20 protein-coding genes are annotated in these 24478 nt (G+C 52.9%); all 20 read right to left on the bottom strand.

The features are described 5' to 3' along the window. Positions 1-34: 34 nt before the first annotated feature. The 20 genes from uvrC to L5656_RS02715 all read right to left on the bottom strand — a co-directional run bounded on the left by uvrC (position 35) and on the right by L5656_RS02715 (position 24411). Positions 35-1840, bottom strand: coding sequence for an excinuclease ABC subunit UvrC (gene uvrC, locus L5656_RS02810; protein ID WP_297198728.1), 1806 nt, complete (start codon positions 1838-1840; stop codon positions 35-37). A 16-nt stretch (positions 1841-1856) separates the two neighbouring features. Then, positions 1857-2411, bottom strand: coding sequence for a pyruvate kinase alpha/beta domain-containing protein (locus L5656_RS02805; protein WP_297198725.1), 555 nt, complete (start codon positions 2409-2411; stop codon positions 1857-1859). Between the two features lie 14 nt (positions 2412-2425). Continuing rightward, positions 2426-5281, bottom strand: coding sequence for an excinuclease ABC subunit UvrA (uvrA, locus tag L5656_RS02800; protein WP_297198722.1), 2856 nt, complete (start codon positions 5279-5281; stop codon positions 2426-2428). Between the two features lie 191 nt (positions 5282-5472). Further along, positions 5473-7470 (bottom strand): excinuclease ABC subunit UvrB, encoded by a 1998-nt coding sequence (gene uvrB, locus L5656_RS02795; RefSeq protein WP_297198719.1) that lies wholly within the window; start codon positions 7468-7470, stop codon positions 5473-5475. Positions 7471-7502: 32 nt separating this feature from the next. Continuing rightward, positions 7503-8732: a PDZ domain-containing protein gene (locus tag L5656_RS02790; protein WP_297198716.1), complete on the bottom strand. Its 1230-nt coding sequence runs from the start codon at positions 8730-8732 to the stop codon at positions 7503-7505. Positions 8733-8755: 23 nt separating this feature from the next. Further along, a complete protein-coding gene (locus tag L5656_RS02785) occupies positions 8756-9937 on the bottom strand; it encodes a S41 family peptidase (RefSeq protein WP_297198771.1) in 1182 nt (393 codons plus the stop codon). A gap of 107 nt (positions 9938-10044) precedes the next feature. Then, positions 10045-11184: a murein hydrolase activator EnvC family protein gene (locus tag L5656_RS02780; RefSeq protein ID WP_297198713.1), complete on the bottom strand. Its 1140-nt coding sequence runs from the start codon at positions 11182-11184 to the stop codon at positions 10045-10047. Between the two features lie 41 nt (positions 11185-11225). After that, on the bottom strand, positions 11226-12110 hold the full coding sequence (gene ftsX / locus L5656_RS02775) for a permease-like cell division protein FtsX (RefSeq protein WP_297198709.1): 885 nt from the start codon (positions 12108-12110) through the stop codon (positions 11226-11228). Further along, entirely contained in the window at positions 12100-12786 is a 687-nt protein-coding gene (gene ftsE, locus L5656_RS02770; RefSeq protein ID WP_297198707.1) for a cell division ATP-binding protein FtsE, read from the bottom strand. The genes ftsX and ftsE overlap by 11 nt, the downstream gene beginning before the upstream one ends. Before the next feature lie 88 nt (positions 12787-12874). Continuing rightward, a complete protein-coding gene (locus L5656_RS02765; protein ID WP_297198705.1) occupies positions 12875-13813 on the bottom strand; it encodes a transketolase family protein in 939 nt (312 codons plus the stop codon). A gap of 18 nt (positions 13814-13831) precedes the next feature. Then, positions 13832-14674: a transketolase gene (locus tag L5656_RS02760; RefSeq protein WP_297198702.1), complete on the bottom strand. Its 843-nt coding sequence runs from the start codon at positions 14672-14674 to the stop codon at positions 13832-13834. After that, positions 14659-15516 (bottom strand): YitT family protein, encoded by an 858-nt coding sequence (locus L5656_RS02755; protein WP_297198699.1) that lies wholly within the window; start codon positions 15514-15516, stop codon positions 14659-14661. The genes L5656_RS02760 and L5656_RS02755 overlap by 16 nt, the downstream gene beginning before the upstream one ends. Before the next feature lie 56 nt (positions 15517-15572). Continuing rightward, positions 15573-16283, bottom strand: coding sequence for an Lrp/AsnC family transcriptional regulator (locus L5656_RS02750; protein WP_297198697.1), 711 nt, complete (start codon positions 16281-16283; stop codon positions 15573-15575). Positions 16284-16303: 20 nt separating this feature from the next. Further along, on the bottom strand, positions 16304-17695 hold the full coding sequence (locus L5656_RS02745; protein ID WP_297198694.1) for a radical SAM protein: 1392 nt from the start codon (positions 17693-17695) through the stop codon (positions 16304-16306). Positions 17696-17839: 144 nt separating this feature from the next. After that, positions 17840-18950, bottom strand: a protein-coding gene (gene prfB / locus L5656_RS02740) for a peptide chain release factor 2 (protein WP_297198691.1) whose coding sequence is annotated in 2 segments (ribosomal slippage) — positions 17840-18880 and positions 18882-18950 — 1110 coding nt in all. Because the reading frame shifts where the segments join, the coding sequence is not laid out codon by codon here. A 35-nt stretch (positions 18951-18985) separates the two neighbouring features. Continuing rightward, on the bottom strand, positions 18986-21676 hold the full coding sequence (gene secA / locus L5656_RS02735) for a preprotein translocase subunit SecA (protein WP_297198688.1): 2691 nt from the start codon (positions 21674-21676) through the stop codon (positions 18986-18988). Between the two features lie 118 nt (positions 21677-21794). Then, the gene (locus tag L5656_RS02730) at positions 21795-22502 is read right to left on the bottom strand and encodes a hypothetical protein (RefSeq protein ID WP_297198684.1); all 708 of its coding nucleotides are present in this window, start codon (positions 22500-22502) and stop codon (positions 21795-21797) included. Positions 22503-22637: 135 nt separating this feature from the next. Beyond that, the gene (gene hpf, locus L5656_RS02725) at positions 22638-23165 is read right to left on the bottom strand and encodes a ribosome hibernation-promoting factor, HPF/YfiA family (RefSeq protein ID WP_297198681.1); all 528 of its coding nucleotides are present in this window, start codon (positions 23163-23165) and stop codon (positions 22638-22640) included. A 149-nt stretch (positions 23166-23314) separates the two neighbouring features. Continuing rightward, the gene (locus tag L5656_RS02720; protein WP_366017803.1) at positions 23315-23512 is read right to left on the bottom strand and encodes a cold-shock protein; all 198 of its coding nucleotides are present in this window, start codon (positions 23510-23512) and stop codon (positions 23315-23317) included. Positions 23513-23850: 338 nt separating this feature from the next. Continuing rightward, positions 23851-24411: a ComF family protein gene (locus L5656_RS02715; protein ID WP_297198676.1), complete on the bottom strand. Its 561-nt coding sequence runs from the start codon at positions 24409-24411 to the stop codon at positions 23851-23853. Positions 24412-24478: the final 67 nt, after the last annotated feature.

Below are 24478 nucleotides of genomic sequence, written 5' to 3'. Positions count from 1 at the left end.
CCATGGAGCTCTTCCTTGTTAGCATCTCCGCGCCTTAGCGCAGAACTTCCTTGATCCTGGCCGCTACGGCCTTATTCATGCCCTCCACCTGTAATAAATCCTCTAAGCTGGCCCGCCGGATGTTCTCTACAGACCCGAAATGGCGGAGCAGGGCCCGCTTGCGTTTGGGACCTACACCAGGAATATCATCCAACACAGAGGCCAGGGCCCCCTTGCTTCTGCGCTGGCGGTGGTAGGTAATAGCAAACCGGTGCGCCTCATCGCGGAGGCGCTGCAGGAGCCGCAGGGCGGCGCTGTCCTTAGGTAAGGCCAGGGGCCGGGCATCCCCCTCACGGAAAATAAGCTCCTCCCCCTTGGCCAGGCTGAAGGTCGGGATATCCTCTACACCTAGCTCACGCATAACTTCGCGGGCTGCCGAAAGCTGGCCCCGCCCCCCGTCTATTAGTACCAGGTCCGGTCGGGCTGAAAACTTGGGGTCGCCTTGGGCCAGCCGCTTAAAACGCCTGAATAAAACCTCCTTTAGGGAAGCAAAGTCGTTTGGCCCTTGTACGTCTTTAATGCGAAAGCGCCGGTAGGAAGAAGGGTCCGGCCTTCCTCCGATAAAAACCACCATGGACCCTACCATCTCCGTCCCCTGCAGGTTAGATATGTCGAAAGCTTCCATCCGTTGGGGCAAGGCAGGAAGGGCCAAAACCTCTTTAAGTTCCTCCAGCGCCTCCTGGAAGCCGGCCTCCTCCCTTTCCCGGGCCAACAAGTGTTCCCGGAGGACGGAAAGGGCGTTTTCCCGCACCATATTTATGAGTTTCGCCTTCTCTCCGCGCCGGGGAACTTTTACGGTGACTTTACTTCCCCTAAGCCCGGAGAGCCATGCGGCTATAGTTTCTTGGTCTTCAGCCTCTTCACTGAGAAGTACCTCCGGCGGCACCTCCATCCCCCGGCTGTAAAATTGCTTTACCAGGGCAGCCATCACTTCTTTATCATCCAGCCCGGCCTGGCCTTCCAGGAAGAAGTGCTCCCGGCCTATGAGTTTCCCCTCCCGGATAAAAAAGATCATCCCTACTGCTTCGTTCTGTTCCCGGGCCAGGGCTATGCAATCGCGGTTCTCCCGGCCGGGGCTTATAACCTTCTGGTGGGCTAGGACTTCTTCTATAGCCCTTATACGGTCCCTAAGGCGTGCCGCCCTTTCAAATTCGAGTTTTTCAGCAGCCTCCTCCATCTCTGCCCTTAGCCGCCGTATTAGGTCTCCTTGCTTGCCTTCCAGGAAAAGTACCATCTCCTGCACGGCTTGCCGGTATTCAGCGGCGCTTACCTTTCCCGTACAGGGAGCAAGGCACCTACCCAGGTGGGCATTAAGGCAAGGGCGGCTTTTGGGCTTTAAAGGAGTATCCCGGCAGGTGCGTACGGGAAAAAGGCTCCCTAAAAGCTTAAGAGTTTCCTTAAGGGCCCCTACGCGGGTGTAGGGGCCGAAATACCGTGAACCATCCTGCACTACCCGCCGCGTTACCTCTAGGTGCGGAAACTCTTCCTGTAAAGTAAGGCGAAGATAAGGGTAGCTTTTGTCGTCCTTGAGGTTGATATTGTACCGCGGCCGGTATTCTTTAATCAGGTTGCACTCCAGAGCCAGGGCCTCCACTTCGTTGTCGGTGAGTATATACTCCACATCGGCCACCTGTCGCACCAGGGCCTGGATGCGCGGCGGGTGTTGGCCGTGGAAATAAGAGCGCACACGGTTGCGCAAGGAGGCCGCCTTACCCACATATATTACCTGCCCCCGGGCATCACGCATTAGGTAAACACCGGGATGGTCGGGAAGATGGGCGAGCTTTTCCTCCAGTAACATGCTTTCCCCCGGCTCCCTAGAATTCCCGTGGCTTGCAGATGATCTCCTTGATCTTTGTGTCAAAGAAGTTTTGGGAATGCGCAGGACGAAGCACTAACGCCGTGTCCACCCCTTCGCTGGTGCCGCCCAAAGCAACGATATCCACTCCGTACGGTATAAGGCCGGCATCCAGGGCCATGCCAGCTACCTCAACTGCCACTTTAGTACCCTGCCCGAATAGCCGTAAAGTGCTGGCAATGATCTCCGCAGGGTAAAGACCTTGGAACTTAAGCCTCAACGCCCGGTCCAGCCCGGCCATAAGATGGGTGGTAGTTAAAACTTTGATCCCTCCCCCCTCTAACTCCCGGCGCACATCTTGAGGCATCTCCTGCTGTCCCGGTTGTGCAAAGCCCGCCTGGTGGGTGACGCACACTACTTCTAAGTCGTTTTGCCCCAGGAGCAATTTGGCAGAGTAACCCGTAACGGAAGCGATCACCAAGTGTTTAAGACCTAGGCTTCTGGCCCTCTCCACGGCCAATTTCACCGTGGCTTCCGTATGTTCTTTGCCTGCTGTCGGCCAATAGGTAGTCATTTTTACCCCCCCTATCAGACTGCCTGCCTTACCTCCTGCCCAGAGACGGCCCGGTCCCTTTCCAGCACCGGTTTTAAAAACTGGCCGGTATAGGAGGTAGGCACCTGGCAGATTTCTTCTGGCGTCCCTACGGCTACCACCCGGCCACCCCGGTCCCCGCCCTCCGGGCCTAGATCTATGATATAATCCGCGCATTTAATAACGTCCAGGTTGTGCTCAATGACCACTACTGTATTTCCTGCATCCACCAGACGCTGTAGAACATTTAACAGGCGGTGTACGTCGGCCATATGGAGCCCAGTCGTAGGCTCATCAAGAATATACAGGGTGCGCCCGTTGCTCCGGCGGGAAAGCTCGGCCGCAAGTTTTACCCGCTGGGCTTCCCCGCCCGAAAGAGTGGTAGCCGGCTGGCCTAACTTAATATACCCTAAGCCCACATCTTGAAGGGTGAGGAGCTTGCGGTGCAGCCGCGGTATGACGGAAAAGAATTCTACCGCCTCATCCACAGTCATATCCAGCACATCTGCAATAGATTTTCCTTTATACTTCACTTCCAGGGTTTCCCGATTGTACCTCTTGCCCTTACATACTTCACAGGGAATGTACACATCGGGCAGGAAGTGCATCTCTATCTTTATGATACCATCCCCGCTGCAGGCCTCACAGCGCCCCCCCTTGACATTAAAGCTGAAACGGCCCGGCTTATAACCCCGGGCCCGGGCTTCCGGTGTGGCCGCAAAAAGGCTTCTTATATCATCCATCACCCCGGTGTACGTAGCGGGGTTTGAACGCGGGGTGCGACCTATAGGCGACTGGTCCACGGCGATAACTTTATCCAGGTGCTCTAAGCCTCTTAATTCCCGGAAACGGCCCGGAACGGTTCGGGCACCGTTCAGCCTTTGGGCTAAGGCGCGATAAAGGATGTCGTTGACTAAGGTGCTCTTACCCGAACCCGAAACGCCGGTTACGCATATAAAGGTTCCCAGGGGGAAACGCACATCGATATCTTTAAGGTTATGCTCGCTTGCCCCCAGCACTTCCAACCATTTATCCCCCGGCTTTCTTCTAGAAGCCGGAACCGGTATGCGCTTTTTGCCGCTCAGATATTGCCCGGTGAGGGAAGCCGGACAATTCATCACATCGGTAACCGTCCCGGCTACCACCACCTGGCCACCGCCCGCACCGGCACCCGGCCCTATGTCTATGATATAGTCGGCCTCACGGATGGTTTCTTCATCGTGTTCTACTACGATAACGGTGTTACCCAAGTCCCGGAGCTGCTTCAGGGTCCGGATCAGCCGGGCATTATCCCGCTGGTGGAGCCCTATACTGGGCTCGTCCAGGATGTAAAGCACACCCACCAAGCCCGAGCCAATCTGGGTGGCCAGGCGAATGCGCTGGGCCTCGCCGCCAGATAGGGTGGCCGCCGGGCGGTCCAAGGTAAGATAATCCAGACCTACATCCATCAAGAACTTAAGCCGCGATCTAATTTCCTTTAAAATCTGATGGGCTATCATCTGCTCCTTTTCCGTTAGATTAAGTTTGGCAAAAAACTCTTCCGCCTCAGCTACGGACAGCTTGGTCACTTCATGGATGTTTTTCCCGCCCACGGTTACGGCTAAAGCTTCGGGCTTAAGCCGGGTTCCCCGGCAAACGGGGCAGGGCTTCTGGCTCATGTATTCTTCGATTTCCGCCCGTGCCCAATCCGACTGAGCCTCCCGGTAGCGCCTCTCCAAGGCGGGAATAACCCCTTCAAAGGGCGCCTCCCAGGTCCTTCTCTCACCGTAGCGGTTTATATAACTAAACCTTATCCTTTCCTGCCCGCTCCCGTAAAGGATAATTTTTAAGTGCTCCGGCTTAAGCTCCCGCACCGGTACATCCAAACTAAAGCCGTAATGATCGGCTACCGCCTCTAAAATATGCCAATACCCTTCCCCTCCGCTCCAGGGCGCAAGGGCCCCTTCCCGCAGGCTTAGGTTGGGATCGGGTATTATCAGGTCGGGATCCACCTCCATGCTGGTCCCCAGGCCCGTACAGGCAGGGCACGCTCCGTAAGGGCTGTTAAAGGAAAAAAGCCTCGGGGCTATCTCCGGCAAGCTTACACCGCACTCAGGGCAAGCAAATTCAGAGCTGAACAAGATCTCTTCCTGACCTACTACTTCGACTAAAACCAAACCCTCAGAAAGTTTCAAGGCGGTCTCTAAAGAGTCGGCCAGCCGACGGGCGATCCCGGGGCGTATCTTTACACGATCCACTATAACTTCTATGGTATGCTTCTTATTTTTATCCAGCTTAATTTCCTCGGCAGTCTCCCGCACCTCACCGTCAACACGTACCCGGGCGTACCCACTACGCCGCAGCTCCTCCAAAAGCTGCTTGTATTCCCCTTTGCGCCCGCGGACCACAGGAGCCAGGATCTGCATCCTAGTATCCTCTGGAAAAGTAAGGAGCCGATCCACCATCTGAGATACTGTCTGGGGAACTATAGGCCGGCCGCAGCGGGGGCAGTGGGGCCGACCTATACGGGCGAAAAGGAGCCGGAGATAATCGTAAATCTCCGTTACCGTGCCCACCGTAGACCGCGGGTTGTGGCTGGCCGCCTTCTGGTCTATAGCAATGGCCGGGGATAATCCTTCTATATAGTCCACATCCGGCTTGTTCATCTGACCCAAGAACTGGCGGGCATAAGCAGACAAAGACTCCACATACCTCCTCTGGCCCTCCGCGTAAATGGTATCGAAGGCCAAAGAGGATTTCCCCGAACCAGACAGCCCCGTGATTACAACTAATTTATCCCGCGGTATTTCTACGTCGATATTTTTTAAGTTGTGGGCGCGCGCACCCTTAACTATTATTTTTTCTTTAGACATAAAAGGTTCTCCCTTGCCGCTAACTCCCTTATTTATCTTCCCGTTATCTCCTTCTTCTTGTATGCTTTTCTTGTATCTTTAGTATTTCTTCTTGTGTCTTTGTCTCCTTCCTTAGCTATCTTTTTTATATCCTCTTATTTCCTTCTCCTGTAAGCTATTCTCCGGTGAACGTCGCAAGCCATAAGGCTTTGTTATCCTGCCTGGAGCTTAAGCTCTAAAATGGCATCCCGGAGCTCGGCCGCCCTTTCAAACTCCAAGCGCTTGGCGGCCTCCCGCATCTCCTTCTCCAAGCGCTTAATAAGAGAACGAAGCTCCCTGCGGCCCATCCTCTTCCGGCCGTCCCTTGCCTCGATTTTGACCCGGGGCCGGGAGACGACCTTTTCATCCACTGACTTGGTAGCTTCGATGATATCGCGCACCGGCTTGACAACCGTCTGGGGGGTTATGCCGTGCTGCCGGTTGTACTCCATCTGGATGCGGCGCCGCCGGTTGGTCTCGTCAATGGCCCGCCGCATGGATTCGGTGATGGTATCGGCATACATAATAACCTGGCCTTCGGCGTTACGCGCCGCCCGGCCGATGGTCTGAATAAGGGACCGCTCCGAACGCAGAAACCCTTCTTTATCAGCATCTAAAATGGCCACCAAGGAAACTTCGGGCAGGTCCAACCCTTCTCGGAGAAGGTTTATGCCCACCAGAACATCAAAAACCCCCAACCTGAGATCCCTTATTATCTCCATGCGCTCGATGGCGTTAATATCCGAATGGAGGTAGCGGACTTTGACCCCCATCTCCTGGAGGTAGTCGGCCAGGTCTTCGGCCATCCTTTTAGTAAGGGTGGTGACCAGCACCCTCTGGTTCTTAGCCACTCTTTTCCGGATCTCTTGCAATAGATCGTCGACCTGACCGGCCGTAGGCCTGACTATAACCTCGGGATCCACGAGGTAGGTGGGCCGGATAATCTGTTCTACTACCTGTTCCGAGTGTTCAAGTTCAAAGGGCCCTGGAGTGGCCGATACATAGATAACCTGGTTTATCCGGGCCATAAACTCCTCAAAGGTTAAGGGCCGGTTATCCAAAGCCGACGGCAGCCGGAAGCCGTATTCCACCAAAGTCTTCTTCCGCGAATAATCTCCCTCGTACATACCCCCGATCTGGGGCACTGCTATGTGGGATTCGTCGATAAAAAGCAGGAAATCAGGTGGAAAATAATCCAGCAAAGTATAAGGAGGCTCTCCCGGCGCACGACCGGTAAGATGCCGGGAATAGTTCTCGATCCCCTTACAGTAACCTACCTCCCGGAGCATCTCAAGGTCGAAGCGGGTGCGCTGCTCCAACCTCTGGGCTTCCAAAAGCTTCCCCGCCGCCCTAAGCTCCCTAAGGCGCTCCTCCAGCTCGGCTTCTATGCTAGCCAGGGCTCGCTCCAGCTTGGGTTGCTCTACTACATAGTGGCTCGCCGGAAAGATGGCCACGTGATACCGCCGGCCCAGGATCTCTCCCGTTAAGGTATCTATCTCCAAAATCCTTTCTACTTCATCTCCGAAAAATTCTACCCGTATAGCCCGGGCATCAAAGGAAGCCGGGAAGATCTCTAAAACATCCCCGCGGACACGAAAAGTCCCCCGCTTAAGCTCGTATTCATTGCGGCTATACTGGATATCTACTAGCTTGCGTAGAATAAGATCCCGGTCGTACTCCTGGCCCTCCCGTAAAGAAACCATGAGTTTGCTGTAATCCTCCGGGGAACCTAAACCGTATATGCAGGAAACGCTAGCTACTATGATGACGTCACGGCGTTCAAAAAGGGCCGCGGTAGCCGCGTGGCGCAGCTTATCTATTTCCTCATTTATGGAACTATCCTTTTCGATATAGGTATCTGTCTCGGGAACATAGGCTTCGGGCTGGTAATAATCGTAGTAGCTCACGAAATACTCTACAGCATTGTGAGGGAAAAATTCCTTAAACTCCCCGCATAATTGAGCAGCTAGAGTCTTGTTAGGAGCTAAAACCAAAGTTGGCCGCTGAACGGCCTGGATGATCTGGGCCATGGTGTAGGTCTTGCCCGTACCCGTGGCTCCCAAAAGGGTCTGGTGCCGGTATCCTTTCTTCAACCCCTCTACCAGGGCAGCTATGGCCTTGGGCTGGTCGCCTCGGGGCTCAAAATCAGCTTTAAGTATAAACCGGTTCATGGCACCCCCCCTCGGGAGTATTATACCACAAATTATCTTCTCTTTTCCCTCCACCATCTGGCCAGCCATCCGGAGGACATGAGCTCAACCTGCGGGTTATCCCCCGGTTCGGGTACCAGGATCACCCCTAAGGGCTCTAAAGGCTGCTTATATACCTTTGCTACCTTTTCGCCCTCGCCTTCCCGGTAGAATACCACCTCTACCTGCTCCCAGGATCCTTCCAGGGCCGCCTTCAAAGTCTCCCGGTCCCGTACCGGGTACCCGTTAACCCTTAACAGTATGTCTCCGGATCTTAGCCCCAGCCTTGCTGCCGGGCTGTTCCTTATTACATCCAAAAGACGGGCACCGAGTTCGGAAGGTACGTAGATGGGCTCACCCTTGCTCTCCACCCGGCGACCTAACCATATAATGTACTCATGCCCTAGCGGTCCAAAGAGGGCAGAAAGCCAGGTCAGCGATCTATAATAAGAGGCTAGGATGGAAAGAACAAGTAGAGTGAGGCTATAGAGAGCCAGGTTGCGTGCCGAAAGCCTGCTTTTTTCTTCAGGCCGGGAGCTTAAAGCTAGATCACCATAACCCAGGCCTGCTGCTACGGGCAATATCACGAACAATGCTTGTTTGGGATCAGGCATAACCGCCGGCCGGATGAGAGGCCACCAATCGGGCATGGGAACCACTTCTCCTGGAGAAAGCCAGGGGGGCAAAGTTATTAAAGCTAGGGCCGCGATGGGTATGGGCCAAAATTTCTGCATATTAAACGCTCCCACCACCCGGCCCTGGTGGCTAGTGTATACGGGGATAGCTCCCAAATGCCCGCTCACCCGGATAAGAAAGGCCTCTACCATGTGCAGCACGGCCACGAGGCCCATAAGATGCGGTACGTCTACCTGCGGCCTGCCCAAGATAAGAGCAGCAAGGGAGATTAAGCCCCCAGCGTAAGAAAAACACAGGAAGCGGGGGTTAACGAGCATGAGAAGCAAGGCTACGATCCATAGGTAGTTAATTCCTATACCGCTTAAAGAAACGCCCACCAGCACCATAATAAAGCTTCCGCCTAAGCCCCCCAGCACGCCATAAGCTAGGGCCGTGAGTACAGGCTGCCAAGCCGTCTCCCCACGCACCCCGAAGAGCTCTTCCTTAAGGCGGGCCAGACGTCGGTACTGGTAAGCGATCACGAGTACCAAGAGCCAAAACAAAGGACTTACAAGCAGGCTGAGTTGCGCCTGCAAGATAAAAGGCACTATCTGCTTTAAAGGTAACAAGGCTGTTCCTTCGCCTCCTAGGTTCAGGCAGCTTGGGAGGTAACCATCTTTCCTTGCAAGACTTCTAAAGCTTTCTTAAGCTGGGCGTCCCGTTCCAGGTCCGGGGGCCGGCTCAGCACCTCCTGCTCCAGCCGGGGTTCCAGTTTAACCTGTATATCAGGGGCAATCCCTACTTTGTCTATATCCCTCTTGGATGGTGTTAGATATTTGTGGGTGGTGAGCTTAACGGCAGCACCACCTTTTAAGGGAAAGATGGTCTGAACCACACCCTTACCGAAGGTGGTTTCCCCTATCAAAACCCCTGACCCCGCATCTTTGATGGCTCCGGCTACTATTTCGGCAGCGCTGGCGCTACCCCTGTTCACCAGGACCGCCAACGGCAGTTTAATATACTTACCTGTAGAATGCAAGGCTTCCGTTCTCTTTTGGCTTACGATATAGGCTACAGGACCCTCAGGTATAAAGTACGAGGCCACTTCTATCGCTGCCTGTAAGGATCCTCCGGGATTGTTGCGCAAATCCAAGATGAGGGCTTTAAGCCCCTGACGGCGTAATTCATTTAAAAGTTTGTCCAGGTCCTTACCCGTCTGTTCATTAAACATAGTCAGGCTTATGTAACCTATCCCGGGATAACCGGACAACATCTGACCGTCTACAGTAGGAATCTTTATGGTCTCGCGCACTAAAGTAACCCGCCGGGGTTCTTTTTCCCCCGGCCTAAGGATGGTCAGCTCCACTTTAGTCCCCGGCTCACCCTGCATAAGGCTGGCGGCTGTCTCCAGGTCCATCCCGGCCGTATCCTGTCCGTCTATAGCTAAGATATAATCCCCGCTACTGATGCCTGCCCGCTGGGCCGGCGTTCCCTTAAAGGGAGATACCACTACAGGCCGTTTTTCTTTTTCTTCCAGGGTGATAAGTAGGCCCACACCACCATATGTCCCCTGGACGTGCTCCTCCAGCTGCCGGTAAACTTGAGGAGTAAGATAAGAAGAATAAGGGTCACCAAGGGCTTCTACCATGCCCTTGATGGCCCCTTCAAAGATTCTGTCCAGACTAGGAGGATTTAGAGCCTGAAACCGCAGGAGAGTGTACACCCTTACTACCTGCTCCACCTTGGGATAGCAGGTAACGACCAGTAGTGTTAAAGATAGGGTAGTTACCACGCACAGGGCCAAAAAAAGCCTAGCAATTCCGCGCAAGCTCACGCGCAAACCTGTCACCGCCTGTCTCCTAAGCTTACTTGCTAATATTTACGCTCAATTATATGTAACCCCTGCCGGCTTTAGTCCATCTAGTGGAAAAACGGCTTCCCTCAATAATATCTTAAGGGATCTGTAGGTTCTCCTTGAAGCAGTATCTGAAAGTCCAGATGGGGCCCTGTGCTCCATCCAGTGCTTCCTACCCGGCCGATAACTTGTCCTCTCTTCACTTCCTGGCCCTCCCGGACCAAAATCGCCGACAGGTGGGAATACATGGAGGAGAGGCCTCCACCGTGGTCTATCACGATATGGTTACCGTAGCCGCCCAGGTACCCGGTAGAGATAACCACCCCATCCTCTATGGCTATAACTTCGGTACCTAAGGGTGCGGGGATATCTATGCCGGCATGAAAGCGCGGTGTTTTAAGTAACGGGTGTATCCTCCAGCCGAAACCCGACGATATGCTTGTATATCCGGGAACCGGCCATAAAAACTGGCTAGTTCCCCGCGGGGTGAGTTGCCGCCTGTTCTGGGCTTGTATCTCCCGGATCTTCTGGGCGATCTGCCGGGACAGAGCCTCCAGCTCATCTAAGGCCTGGGCCACCCGCCGCTTTTCTTCTTCCACCCGCGCCAAGAGCTGTTTTTTTTCCGCCTGGCGGGAGGCCAAAAGGGCCCGCTCTCCTTCCGCACGACGCTTAAGCCCGGCCAGGGCATCCCTTTCAGCCTCCAGGGCCGCCTTGCGTTCGGCTATCTTAGCCCGCTCCTGTTTTACTTCCTCCACCAGCCGGACATCGTTCTGGGCAACCTTCCCTAGTAGCTCCAGGCGCACCAAAAAGTCGCTGAAACTCGTGGAATTAAGGAGCACCTCTAGGTAGTTCACGGGCCCCCTCTCGTAAATTTCCTTTAAGCGGTTACGTAAGACATCCATGCGTTGCCTTAAAGCAGCTTCTGCCTTGTTCAGTTCTTCAGCCGCCTGGTCTACCCTGGCCTGGGCTTCTTTAAGCTCTAGCTCTAGCCGGTTAACTTCCTCTTCTTTAGCCTTGATTTCTTCTTCTAGTTTTTCCAATTGGTCAAGAAGCTCTTGGCCTTCGCTCTCTTTGCTCTTCAAAAGTTCGTTTTGCTGCTTGATCTTTACTTCAATCTCTTGCTGCTTCTCCTTAAGATCCTGTAGGGTAGAACCCTGGATGGGAGCAGGGAACAGGAGCAGGAGCAAGAGCACTGCTAAACACCCGGCGGTCAAGCGCAACGGCAAGGAGTTCTCCCTCCCTTTAACAAATTTACAAGGAACACCGGCTAAACCTTTAGGAAACGGTGAATGGCCAGGAGGCTTCCCACGGCACCTACACAAGCTCCCCCGCCCACCAGCCCCAGCGCGGTATAGTGAAGCACGGTGTTATCTTCAAGGAGGGGAAGGAAGAAAAGGCTTAGTTTGATTTTATAGGTCAGTGATGTATAGCCCCACAGCAAAACCCCTGCCGCTATCCCTCCTCCTATAAGCCCTATAAAGAGGCCCTCCAACAGGAACGGCCAGCGAATGAACCAATCGGTCGCCCCTACGTATTTCATGATATTGATCTCCCGCCTCCGGGCATAGACAGCCAGGCGGATGGTGATCATTAGAAGCATCAGAGAAGCTACGGCCAGCATCCCTATTATCCCTACTCCCAAATAGCGCACCCAGCGCAAAACGGCCAGCAACCTTTCTACCACTGCTTGGCCATAATTGACTTTTTCTACGGCCGGAAGGTTCTGAAGGATGGCTGCCACTTCCCCTATCCGGGCCGGGTCCTCCACCCTAACACGCAGGTAATCGGGTAAGGGATTTACCCCACCGGTGGCTTCCAGGAGTTCTTCTTCCCCCAGCTGCTGCGCTAAAATTTTAAGGCCTTGCTCCTTGGGTACAAGCTCTACTTCTTTAACCCCGGGCAAGCTCTCCATCTGCTGCTTTAAGGCTAGTGCTTGGGAACGCGGCGTGTCCACCCTTAAGAAAACAGCTATCTCCAGGTTAGACTGAAGGGCCAGGGCTATAAAGTTGATATTCAACACTAGAAGGATAAAGGCACCCAGGATGAACAGAGTTACAGCCACACTAGTGCTAGCCGCCACACTCATCCAGGCATTACGCCATAAGGAGAGGAAGGCTTGGCGGAAAAAATACCCCCAAGTCCTAAGCCTCATAACCGTAAACTCCTTCTTTATCGTCGCGGACCAGCCGGCCTTTATCCAAGGCGATAACCCTCTTCTTTAAGCTATTGACGATATCCCAAGCGTGGGTGGCCATGATCACCGTAGTACCCAGGCGGTTGATATCCAGCAGTAAAGAGATGATCTCGCGGGAGGTGGCCGGGTCTAGGTTGCCCGTCGGTTCATCAGCTACTAAAATGCGCGGTCTGTTTACGATAGCCCGGGCAATAGCCGTGCGCTGCTGCTCGCCCCCGGATAGTTGGTGGGGAAAGAGATGGGCTCTTCCTGAAAGGCCTACCTGGGCTAGCACCTCTTCCACCCGGGCCTTTATCTCTTTGGGAGGTACCTCTAGAACTTGGAGGGCAAAGGCTACGTTTTCATATACGGTCCTGTCGGGCAGAAGGCGGAAATCCTGGAAAACTACGCCAATGTTGCGGCGCAAAAAGGGGATCTCCTTGGACCGCAGCCTGGTTATGCTCCGGCCCGCGATGAGTATCTGTCCTTTGGTAGGAAGTTCCTCCCGGAAAAGCAGGCGGATAAAAGTGGTTTTGCCCGCACCGCTCGGACCTACGAGAAATACGAACTCGCCTTTATCAATCTTTACCGTGATGTCCTTAAGGGCGTAAATATCTCCTTTGTAAATCTTAGTAACGTTGAAGAACTGTATCAACCCTCTACCCCACCCCCGGTAACTCCAAAAAAGAAACAACCCTAGAGGGTTGTTTTCGACACCGGTCTTTAAATTCCTCTTGGCCTGTCTATTTTTGTAGTAGAACTTCCCTTACCGCTTTTTTGATATCTCCTGCCGTCAAACCATATTTAAGCATAAGCTCATCCGGGCTCCCAGATTCCCCGAAGGTGTCAGGGATCCCTACCCTTTTTAGGGGTTTGGGGTTCTCTTCGGCCAGTATCTCAGCCACCGCGCTACCCAATCCCCCGATGATACTGTGTTCCTCGGCAGTCACCAAGGCCTTGCTCTCCTGCGCAGCCGCCAGCACGGCCTCTTTATCGATGGGTTTCAACGTGCTCATATTGAGCACCCCCACGCTTAGCCCCTCACCCTCCAGATCCCGGGAGGCTTCTAAAGCTAAAGCCACCATGACCCCGCAGGCTATGATGGTCACATCCCGGCCTTTTTTGAGCCAGTGGGCCCGGCCGATCTCAAAGCGGTAATCATCGCCGTATATCACCGGTACGTTCATCCGGCCCAGGCGGAGGTAAACAGGCCCTTCATATTTAGCCGCCGCGAATACCGCCTGCCGGGCTTCTACGGCATCAGCCGGCACCAGCACGATCATATTAGGTACTGCACGCATCAGGGCCAGGTCTTCTACCGACTGGTGGGAAGCCCCGTCCTCCCCTACTGTGATTCCCGCGTGGGTAGCCGCGATCTTGACATTAAGCCTGGGATAAGCGATGGAATTGCGCACCTGGTCAAAGGCCCGGCCTGTGGCAAATACCGCAAAGGTGCTGGCAAAAGGTATCTTTCCTCCCAGCGCCAACCCGGCTGCCGTTCCCATAAGGCTCTGCTCAGCAATCCCCATATTAAAAAACCGGTGGGGAAACTCCCTGGCAAAATACTCGGTTTTAGTAGACTTCGAAAGGTCCGCATCCAAAACTACTACACGTTCATCTTGGTGCCCCAGCTCTACCAGGGCCCGACCATAGGCTTCACGCGTAGAGATCTTTTTAGACATGCTCTCTCCTCCGCAAAGTTAAGGTTGCCGCACATCCAGCTCAGCCAAGGCCCGTTCCACTTCTTCCGGTTTCGGCGCCACACCGTGCCAGCCTACCTGGTCTTCCATGAAGGATACACCTTTACCTTTAACGGTCTCGGCTATGATAACCGTAGGCCTGCCTTTAGTCTCCCAGGCATGATGCACGGCCTGGATTATCTGGCGGAAATCGTGGCCATCTATGGCCAGCACTTCCCAGCCGAAGGCCCGGAATTTATCCGGTAAAGGCTCCGGAGACATTATCTCTTCTACCCGGCCGTCGATCTGAAGATGGTTGTGGTCCACGAAGGCCGTTATGCGGTCCAGTTTATAATGGGAAGCAGCCATAGCCGCCTCCCAAACCATTCCTTCTTGTAGCTCGCCATCGCCGAGTAGGACGTAGATACGAAAGTCGCGCCCGTCAAGGCGGGCGGCCAAGGCCAGGCCGTTGGCCACCGCCAGCCCCTGGCCTAAAGACCCCGTGGACATCTCTACTCCGGGAAGGGATTTGCAGTCAGGGTGGCCCTGAAGCCGGCTGCCGAGCTTCCTTAAAGTGAGCAGTTCCTCCGGTGGGAAGTATCCCCGGCGGGCCAAAGCGGCATAAAGGAGGGGTGCTGCGTGCCCTTTAGAAAGTATAAAACGGTCCCTGTCGGGCCAATCGGGATTTTGGGGGTCTACCCGCATAAGGTGAAAGTATAAGGCTGTAACGATCTCCACCCCCGACAAGGATCCCCCGGGATGGCCTGAGCCCGCCTTCCCGATCATGGTAATTATATCCCGTCGGATGAGGCGAGCCTTTTCCTGCAGGAATTCTATGAGCTCCAAGTCTAAACTTCCCTCCATTCCCTAAAACCCTCTCCTAATACTTCATGTACATTGGTAACTATAACAAAGGCCTGGGGATCTAAAGTGGCCACCAAATTTTTAAGCCGGGTGACTTCGGAACGGTGCACCACTACCAAAAGTATTTCCCGGTCCCTACCTGTGTAAAGCCCCCTGCCCTGAAGGCCGGTCGCCCCCCGGTCAAGCTCCGTCAAAATATGGCGGGCGATCTCTTCGCTACGATCTGAGATTATGATGGCTGCTTTAGCGTACCCGCTCCCTTCCTGGATGGCATCTATGGCCCGGCTGGTAAGAAAAAGGGCAAGGAGAGCATACAGGGCAAGCTCCATATTAAAGACCAGTCCTGCGAGGCTTATTACAAAAGCGTCTGTAACGAGGAGCCCCATCCCCGCACTTATATGTAAGAGTTTCCGAAAAAGCAAGGCGGCCAGGTCTGTTCCTCCCGTACTACCGCCGTAGCGAAAAACCACCCCCAGCCCGACACCGCTAAGGAGGCCGCCGTAAATAGAGGCCAGAAGAGGATTAAAAGTAGGCGGTCTGGTCACCCAGGCTAAAAAATCGGTTAAAAGGGAAAGAACTACAGTTCCGTATAAAGTTTTAAGGCCGAAGTGGAACCCCAATACCTTAAGACCGGCCAAAAATAAGGGAACATTGAGAACCAACATGGTTAAACCTACCGGAACTCCTAGAACATGATGGAGCACCGTAGCCAGGCCGCTCACTCCACCGGCAGCTATTCTATTGGGTACCAAAAAAAGGGCCAGCCCCACCGCCGTAAGGGCACAGCCAGCCGTGATACCTAAATAGTTCATTACAGAAGTTTTTCTTATTATCTTCTCCATGAAACCTCCGTGCTCCTACACGAAAAAGCCCGGGAATTCCTCCCCCGGGCTAAAAATTATCTTAATCCAAGGGAATGTTCAAGGGCCTCTTTAAGAAAATCCGATAGGAGCTTTTTTTCCCGGTGAGTAAATTTGTCTAGCTGCTCGTAGAAACGGTGCAGCAGCCTCTCCACCTGGGCCGTGAAGGGATGTTGGGAAGAAGCATGGGCTGCCAGCCCCAGCCCCGTACCCGTCGCTAAAACAAGGCCCATCTCGGGAACGGTCAGCCGCTGTAGCGCGGCTCGCATTAAATTTAAACCCTTTTCTCCGAAGCTCTTAAGGGAAAGCAACAACACCGTTAAGGTATATGTGGCTAAAATGACAGGATGTTCCTTGCCTTTTATCTCTTGAAGAAGCTGAGTTACTGCGGCTTTAGCCTCTTGCGGGGATAACCCCGCAAAGATCTTGAGCAACCTTTCTTTCAGTTCCTGCCAGTCCCGATACCAGTAGAGGAGGCTCCCCTCTTCCCCTTCCTCTCCCTCCATTTGGTAGGCCTTGGCAGTGGGTACAAACATTATCATAGAACGCCCTGGGAGTTTTTCGGTCGCATTGACCACGTACTCCCTTTTTAAAAACCCGTCCTTTTCCAGTTCGCGCAGCAAGTCATATGCCGTCCACTTGCTAACTTTAAGCTTCTCCGCCACCGTAGCGTAATGGACCGGAGCTGCGCTTTCCTCATACAAGGCCTTGATCTTATTTAAGAATTGCAGGCGCCTTTTGGTAAGCACTCCTCCAGTCTCCCCTATCTTTATTTAGCTGCCGTAAAATCTTTGGATCTGTCCTCAGGGTGACGCTTGAGCCAAATGCTATCGGCCACCTCCGCCCAGCGCTTAGAATTCATGTCCAGGAAGGAGCCGATGGAGCCGTCCAAAACCTTCTCTGCCCCCGGGTGGGTAGGACGGGCCCCCGTCTCTGCCACAATTTCCCTCAGTGCCTCGGGCACATCTATAATGGGGCACGGACGAAGAAGATTGCGGCTAAAGGGCTGGCGGCGCTGGTAAGCTCGAAATAGTGGAGAGGCCAGAACCTCCTTCAGGGTTTTCTCCTTAATATTATCTACAGCAAAATGGACAAAAGCACAAGGCTCTACATCACCGCGAGCGGTAATATGGAAGTAGCGCCGTCCGCCGGCAATGCATCCACCCGTCAGTTCCCCGTCATTCCAGAAATCAGCGATCTGAATGGGTTTGTGGGTCCGCAGATAAGGAATGCGCTCGGCAAGGTAAGCCCTCTGCTCGGGAGTTATCACCAAGGAGAGGTCTGGATCCCGGCCCACAGGGATAAAGTGGAATGTCCACACATAAGCCACGCCTTTTTCAATAAGGAAATCCACAAATTCGTCGCTTGTTACTTCCTCTACATTCTCCCTGGTGATGGTAATAGAAGCCCCGAACACTGCACCCCGCTTACGGAGGCGGTCCATGGCGGCTACTACCCGGTCGAAGACTCCCCGCCCACGTCGAGCATCGGTCCGCTCCCGCCAACCTTCCAGACTTATGGCCGGCGAAATATTGCCCACTTCTATAATGCGGTCGGCCACATCATCGTCTATAAGGGTACCGTTGGTGTAAAGCATAAAGGCCATATCCTGATGCCGCCGGGCTAGTTCAAACAAGTGCGGCCATAAGAAAGGCTCCCCTCCCGACATGACCAGCCAGTAAATGCCGACTTCCTTGGCCTCCCGGCAGAGCCGGTCCACCAATTCGAACTCCAAGGTATCATGCTTGGCATATTCCCCTGCCCAGCAGCCGTAACAGCGTAGATTGCAGGCGCTGGTAGGATCTAGCAGGAAAAAGTTGGGGATGTGGATGCCCGTTTCTTCTTCTACCTGCTGCTGGCGCGGGATACCCAAAAGCATCGCGTTTACAAACCAATTATACACCATACGCTTTTTTATGTTAGGATGGAGTTCTGTGAAAAGGCGGTTTACATAAGCCCGTATAGCCGGATTTTCCTGATAAGCCTTAAGGACACCCTGTATCTGCTGCTTATGTTCTTCTTTGCGGGCTATAAGCCGTGCAATGCTCAGGAGCCTGGGAAAATTTTCTTCAGGATTGCGCTCAATATATTTAAAAACCTCTTCCAGGGTCCTTTCTGCTACCAGCTTCTTTGCTTCTTGCCAATTACTGGGTAAAACCATAAACTTCCTCCTCCCTTCCACAAGAACCTTCTGATAGCCAAGATACCCAAAAATCCCTAAAGTTATGTCCCAAAAGACCCAAAATACTAATACCATATTAAGGCAAAAGATAAAGGCTGTCAAGGAAAAAATTGGGCCCTCCTTTTAGGAGGGCCCTTTACCGGCCTGCTGTCGCAAGTAGGCGTTAATAAAGGGATCCAGCCAGCCATCCATAACGGCCTGGACGTTCCCTATCTCCACCCCCGTGCGGTGATCCTTCACCAGGCTATAGGGATGAAAGACGTAGGAGCGGATCTGATTTCCCCAGGCGATCTCCCTCTGTTCACCCTTAAGCTTGGCAAGTTCCTCCTCCTGCTCCTTTAGCTTCCTTTCCAAAAGCTTAGCCCTTAAAATCTTTAAAGCGGTAAGCCGGTTGGCATGCTGGGAGCGCTCGTTCTGGCAGGTTACTACGATGCCCGTAGGTAAGTGGGTAATGCGAACGGCGGAATCCGTTTTATTAACGTGCTGGCCTCCCGCTCCCTGGGAGCGGAAGGTATCTATTTTAAGGTCCTCCGGTCTTATCTCTACTTCGTGGTCAAATTCTACTTCCGGGATGACCTCCACAGAGGCGAAGGAGGTATGCCGGCGCCCTGCGGCATCAAAGGGAGAAATACGTACCAAGCGGTGGACTCCCTTCTCCGCCTTAAGATAGCCGTAGGCATTTTCGCCTTTTATGAGCAGGGTTGCGCTCTTTATACCGGCCTCTTCTCCTTCTAGATAATCAAGTAGCTCTACCTCATACCCGTGTTCTTCGGCCCAGCGGGTATACATCCTAAGGAGCATGGCCGCCCAGTCTTGGGATTCTGTTCCTCCCGCCCCCGGGTGCAACGATAATATGGCGTTATTACGGTCATAAGGTCCGGCGAGCAGGGTTTCCAGGGTTATCTTTTCTACGCGGTATTCCAGATTTTCCAGTTCCTTCTTAAGCTCCGGTTCTAAAGATTGCTCGCCTTCGACTACGGCCAATTCCCAAAGCTCGTAAAGGCTTTGGGTTTTGTTGGTTAATTCCTCCAGAAGCTGTACTTTCTCCTTTAAAGAGCTCAACCGCCGGGTAACCTCTTCTACCCGCTCTCGGTCCTCCCAGAAGTCCGGGGAACTCATCTCCGCCTCTAGCCTAGCTATTTCTTCCTTCTTCCCAGCCCAGTCAAAGAGAGACCCTCAATTCTTCTAGGCGGCCTTTAAGTTCTGCAAAGCGGGGTTTTAAATCTTCCAGCATTACAGTCTCCCTCCTTAATAACTAAAGGTGGACCACTACATCCCGCTAGCCCCTTTAAGGGCGCCGCAACATTTCTTATATTTTTTACCGCTTCCGCAGGGGCAAGGATCGTTGCGGCCTATCTTCTGTTCACGGCGGAAGGGCTGCCGCGGAGCCTCCTCCTGATAGCGGTTTTCTATGACCCTTCTGGGGCGCCTTTCTTCGGGTACAACCAATTTAACGTGGTACAGGTACCGCACCACTTCTTCCTGGATGGAGGCAACCATTTCCTGAAACATCTGGTAAGCCTCAAATTTATACTCCACTAATGGATCTCGCTGGCCGTAGGCGCGGAGGCCTATGCCCTGCCGAAGCTGATCCATAGCATCCAGATGGTCCATCCACTTGGCATCTACTACCCTAAGAAGGATAACCCGTTCAAGCTCTCTTAAGGTTTCCGCACCCAGCTCTTCTTCTCGCCGCCGGTAAAGCTTGAGAGCTTCCTCCCGCAAGAAAGTATAAACCTCATCTTTACTCATCTTACGCAACTCATCGGCCAAACTCCGGTCGCAACCGGGCAGGAAAAGCTTTTCAGCATACTCCAAGAATCCTTCCCAGTCCCATTCTTCCGGATACTTGCTATCTCCAGCAAATCTTTCTATAGTACGATCAACAACCGTAGTTATCATATCTTCAATGATCGGGCGCAGGTTCTCGCCCATAAGAACTTTACGACGCTGGCTGTAGATAATTTCCCGCTGCTGGTTTAATACGTCATCGTATTCCAAAACGTGTTTGCGCAGCTCAAAGTTATGGGCTTCTACCTTCTTCTGGGCCGCTTCTATAGACCGGGATACCAGGGGATGATCTATAGGATGGCTGTCGTCCATCCCCAACCGGTCCAAAAGCCCGGCAATGTTCTCAGCTCCAAAAAGACGCATGAGATCGTCCTCAAGGGAGAGGTAAAACCGGCTGGAACCCGGGTCTCCCTGGCGTCCTGCGCGCCCGCGAAGCTGGTTGTCGATACGCCTGCTCTCGTGGCGCTCCGTCCCTATAATATGGAGGCCGCCCAGGGCCACTACCTTCTTATGTTCGGCCTCCGTTTCTTTCCGGGCTTCTTCTAAATACTGCCTAAAGACGCGCCGCGCTTCTTCCACCTCAGGAGAAGAGACAGGCCCGAAACCCGTAGCTTCGGCGATGACCTCCGGCGGGTACCCCTCCCGGCGCATCCTCTCTTTAGCCAGGTACTCGGGATTTCCACCCAGCATGATGTCCGTTCCCCGGCCCGCCATGTTGGTGGCGATGGTCACCGCACCTAAGCGGCCGGCCTGGGCTATGATCTCCGCTTCCCTTTCATGATATTTGGCATTTAACACCTGGTGGGGTATCCCGCGTTTTTTAAGCATTTCACTCAAGCGTTCCGATTTTTCAATGGAGGTGGTGCCCACCAGCACCGGCTGCCCTTTAGCGTGCCGCTCGACTATCTCCTCCACTACCGCGCGGAATTTGCCCTCTTCCGTCCGGTAGATTACATCCGGATAATCGATGCGAATCATGGGCTTGTGGGTGGGTATCACTACCACATCCAGGCCGTAGATCTTGCGAAACTCTTCTTCTTCTGTCGCGGCCGTACCCGTCATTCCGGCAAGCTTCTCATACATGCGGAAATAGTTCTGAAAGGTTATGGTGGCTAAAGTTTGGGTCTCCCGCTCTATCTTTACCCCTTCTTTGGCCTCGATGGCCTGGTGGAGCCCATCGCTGTACCGGCGCCCGAACATGAGCCTTCCGGTAAATTCATCCACAATTATAACCTGACCATCTTTTACCACATAATCGCGATCCCGTTTCATAAGGGTATGAGCCTTGAGGGCCTGAAGTACATGATGTGCAAGCTCAATGTTTGCTTCATCATATAAGTTATCGATACCCAAAAGCTTTTCTACCTTGGCCACACCGGCCTCGGTCAAAGTAGCTACTTTGGCTTTTTCATCTACATGGTAGTCCTCACCGGCCTTAAGTTTAGGGATGATACGGGCTACCCTGTAATACATTTCTGTAGGCTTTTCTGCCTGGCCCGAAATTATAAGGGGAGTCCTCGCCTCATCTATGAGTATGCTGTCCACTTCATCTATAATGGCGTAATGTAGTTCTCGCTGGACGAGTTCGTCAGGATGCAAGGCCATATTGTCCCGCAGGTAATCAAAGCCGAATTCGTTGTTGGTGCCGTAAGTTATATCGGCGGCGTAGGCCTTGCGCCGTTCCTGGGTGCTAAGCCCGTGCACGATCAATCCTACACTTAAGCCTAAAAAGCGGTAGACTTTGCCCATCCATTCGCTATCCCGCCGGGCCAGGTAATCGTTTACCGTGACGATATGCACACCCCGGCCGGTTAAAGCGTTAAGGTAGGCCGGTAAAGTCGCCACGAGGGTCTTCCCTTCTCCCGTCTTCATCTCCGCAATGCGACCCTGGTGCAGCACGATACCTCCCATCAGCTGCACATCAAAATGACGCATGCCCAGGACCCTGCGCGCAGCTTCCCGGACTACAGCAAAAGCTTCCGGTAAAAGGTCGTCTAAAGTGGCGCCTCGTTCCAGGCGCCGGCGGAATTCGGCTGTCTTGGCCTGTAGCTCCTCATCCCTTAAAGCGCTGATCTCCGGCTCCAAAGCGTTTATGCGCTGTACCTTTTGGGAGAGCTTCTTAATTTCCCGGGCATTATCGTCCAATAAAGTTTTAAGCAACCCTAACATGGGTTATCTCCCCTTTGGAATAAAGCGAGGGGGAAGAACACCCCCCTCGACTTCCTTTTACCCGCTCTTAAAAGGCTGCTTTTATTGTAACACTTCCTCCGGTAGAAAGGCAATCGTCTCAGTCCAACCCCGCTGCATGTAAGCAAAACCGGCTAGCCAGTGCCCTCAGCACAGCCTTGCCCGCAGCTTGTAGCTCATCAGGGCATTCATCCAGAAAAGCTATCCCCGCTAGGCGCTCGCGCCTCCAATCCTTTAACATGCTCACCACTGCCAGCACTGCCTGGGTTTGGGCCACTTCTAGTTTTAAAATATCCTCTAAACCCAGCCCACAACTTTCTCCCAAATATTTTCTTACGGCATCCAAGGTGGCTTGGGCCACTAAATAACAGCTCTGCCCAGGCAAATTGGGACCCACAGCACTTCCTTCGTAGAGGTCACCTTCTTCACCTATTTCTACTGCTACATTAGCTTCTAAGTTGATACCCTGGGGAAAAAGGCTTAGGCGACCGAGCCTCAGCTTGGTCCACTGGGGTTTCCCGTAAGATACACTGGCTTCGCCCACACGGTCTGCCCCGGCCCCTTCTTCTAATTGGGCTATACTGATTTTTTTACGGTCCAAGGTGGTGCCCAGCTGAACCAAAACGGCAGTTTCAATATCGCGCACCACTTGTTTGGGATTACGGTCAGGCGCAGCCAGGACGTGGATCTCCTCTATGGTCCCGTCGGCGCTCGTCACCAGGCGGGCTGAGAGCACTCCCTTAACTTGGCATATTACGCGCTCATATTCTGTCGCGGCTATCTGTTCTGTAGATCTTTCAGCGACCAATTTACCCCTTCACCTTCTCCTAATGATCTTAGACTTTATGTTAATTTCGCTTCATCCAAGTTTTCCCCTTCTGTGAGAAGGCTAAAAAGACAAAAAAGAAGAAGCTTAAAATGCCCCTGACATATTTTTATAACTCTATAACTCTGGCTCAATTAACCCGTAATTGCCATCCTTTCGCCGGTAAAGTACGTTCACCTGTTCCGTTTCGGCGTTGGCAAATACGAAAAAGTTATGTCCTAAAAGGTTCATCTGGAGTATAGCCTCTTCCACGCTCATGGGCTTGATGGGGAAGCGCTTGGTCCGCACCACCCTAGGTTCTTCCGCTTCTTCTTCTTGTTGAGACCGTAAAGCCCCTTCCTTCAGGGTATTTCCCTTAACTTTCTTGGCCAACCGGGTTTTATATTTTTCCATCTGCTTTTCCAGTTTCTCCAAAACAAGGTCTATGGAACCATACATATCTCCTGTAGCTTCTTCTCCGCGAAGTAAATACCCGTCCAGGGGTACTGTAACTTCTACAACATGCCTGTCCCGGCTAACCGACATGGTTACCTGAACTTCTACCTCTTCGCCTAAAAATCTTTCCAGTTTTTTCAGCCGTTTTTCTGCGTACTGGCGAAGGGCCTCGGAAACCTCAAAATTCTTTCCCCGCACAGTTAACCGCATGAACCTAACACCTCTCATGCCATCTTTAGACTTTTTACCAAATATTATTCCCGCTCCAAGGTCAATTTCCTGCCGTTCACAATTAAAAAAGCCCCGATGTGTCGGGGCTTTTTTATATTCTTTAGTTAACATGTTGGTTATCCATGCTGCTACCGCTTTACCACGTTAGCCGCCTGGGGGCCACGCGGTCCTTCTACAACTTCAAACTCTACTTCTTGTCCGGGGGCCAAGCTCTTAAAGCCCTTCTCTTGGATGGCCGTGTAATGCACGAACACATCCTTCCCGTCTTCACCAGCAATAAATCCGTACCCCTTTTGCGGGCTAAACCACTTTACTTTGCCCAGCATTTTCATAAAAAACAACCTTCCTCCCTAAAACGTATTTTAGATGTTACCCCCAGGCTTTTTAAAACCCGAGAAGCAGTGCCATTATACCACGTAAGGCGGCCCGTGTCAAAGTTTATCCACTAAAATTTCTCCTGTCACATGCTGTCTTGTCGAAAACAACATGTTTTAACCTCCATTACAACCCTTTCGCCTGTGGATAACGTGGATAACTCTGTTGATAACTTGGAAACCCTATACTCTTATTGTGGACTGCTATGTGGAAGGATAAAAAAATTGTCGGAACAGGGAAAATAGGGCATAACACCGGTCGAATCTTCTCGCTTATTAAAAGAAACTCCTTAAAGAATACCTGTAGCTAAAGTGGCCACGGATACCGAGCGGGCGCCGGCCTGAAGTAATACAATGGTACACGCGGTTACCGTAGCCCCCGTAGTCAACACGTCATCAACAAGCAATACATCTTGTCCCTCTATTATCGAGGCGCGTTTTAACGCGAAGGTATCCTTAAGGTTTATCCAGCGCTCCTTCCGGCCGAGCCCGGCCTGCGGAACGGTATCCCTTTCTTTAAGTAATACGCCTTCGGCAACCTTAAGACCGAGAAGCCGCCCCACTTCACGGGCCAGTAATTCTGCCTGATTAAAAGCCCGTTCCTTTAGTCTTTGCCGGGCCAAGGGAACCGGTATTATTACCTGGGGTTTTCCGAAGAGTGGTTCTGCCGCTACTACTTGAGCCAGAAGATATCCCAGGGGCTGGCTAAGGGAGCGCCTGCCCTTATATTTAAAGTCTAAGATAACATCTTTCAACATCCCCCGGTAGGGCCCCACAGCCCGGGCCAGGCGAAACGGGGGTTTTTCTTCCTGGCACTGAGGGCAAAGTTGTTGTGAAACTCCCCTACCCATCAAACGGCCGCATAGGGAGCAAATCGGAAACTCCCTTTTCCATGCTTCAAGGGCCGAAGTACACCTG

This window comes from Thermanaeromonas sp., assembly GCF_021890735.1.
Taxonomy (GTDB): domain Bacteria; phylum Bacillota; class DSM-521; order Neomoorellales; family Neomoorellaceae; genus Thermanaeromonas.
This window is presented reverse-complemented; position numbering and strand designations above follow the sequence as displayed.

Bases quoted from the DNA above. Each gene is read 5' to 3' on its own strand.
- uvrC (WP_297198728.1), bottom strand. From the start codon at position 1,840: ATGTTACTGGAGGAAAAGCTCGCCCATCTTCCCGACCATCCCGGTGTT.
- L5656_RS02805 (WP_297198725.1), bottom strand. From the start codon at position 2,411: ATGACTACCTATTGGCCGACAGCAGGCAAAGAACATACGGAAGCCACG.
- uvrA (WP_297198722.1), bottom strand. From the start codon at position 5,281: ATGTCTAAAGAAAAAATAATAGTTAAGGGTGCGCGCGCCCACAACTTA.
- uvrB (WP_297198719.1), bottom strand. From the start codon at position 7,470: ATGAACCGGTTTATACTTAAAGCTGATTTTGAGCCCCGAGGCGACCAG.
- ftsX (WP_297198709.1), bottom strand. From the start codon at position 12,110: ATGAGGCTTAGGACTTGGGGGTATTTTTTCCGCCAAGCCTTCCTCTCC.
- L5656_RS02765 (WP_297198705.1), bottom strand. From the start codon at position 13,813: ATGTCTAAAAAGATCTCTACGCGTGAAGCCTATGGTCGGGCCCTGGTA.
- L5656_RS02760 (WP_297198702.1), bottom strand. From the start codon at position 14,674: ATGGAGGGAAGTTTAGACTTGGAGCTCATAGAATTCCTGCAGGAAAAG.
- L5656_RS02755 (WP_297198699.1), bottom strand. From the start codon at position 15,516: ATGGAGAAGATAATAAGAAAAACTTCTGTAATGAACTATTTAGGTATC.
- L5656_RS02745 (WP_297198694.1), bottom strand. From the start codon at position 17,695: ATGGTTTTACCCAGTAATTGGCAAGAAGCAAAGAAGCTGGTAGCAGAA.
- secA (WP_297198688.1), bottom strand. From the start codon at position 21,676: ATGTTAGGGTTGCTTAAAACTTTATTGGACGATAATGCCCGGGAAATT.
- hpf (WP_297198681.1), bottom strand. From the start codon at position 23,165: ATGCGGTTAACTGTGCGGGGAAAGAATTTTGAGGTTTCCGAGGCCCTT.
- L5656_RS02720 (WP_366017803.1), bottom strand. From the start codon at position 23,512: ATGCTGGGCAAAGTAAAGTGGTTTAGCCCGCAAAAGGGGTACGGATTT.
- L5656_RS02715 (WP_297198676.1), bottom strand. From the start codon at position 24,411: ATGGGTAGGGGAGTTTCACAACAACTTTGCCCTCAGTGCCAGGAAGAA.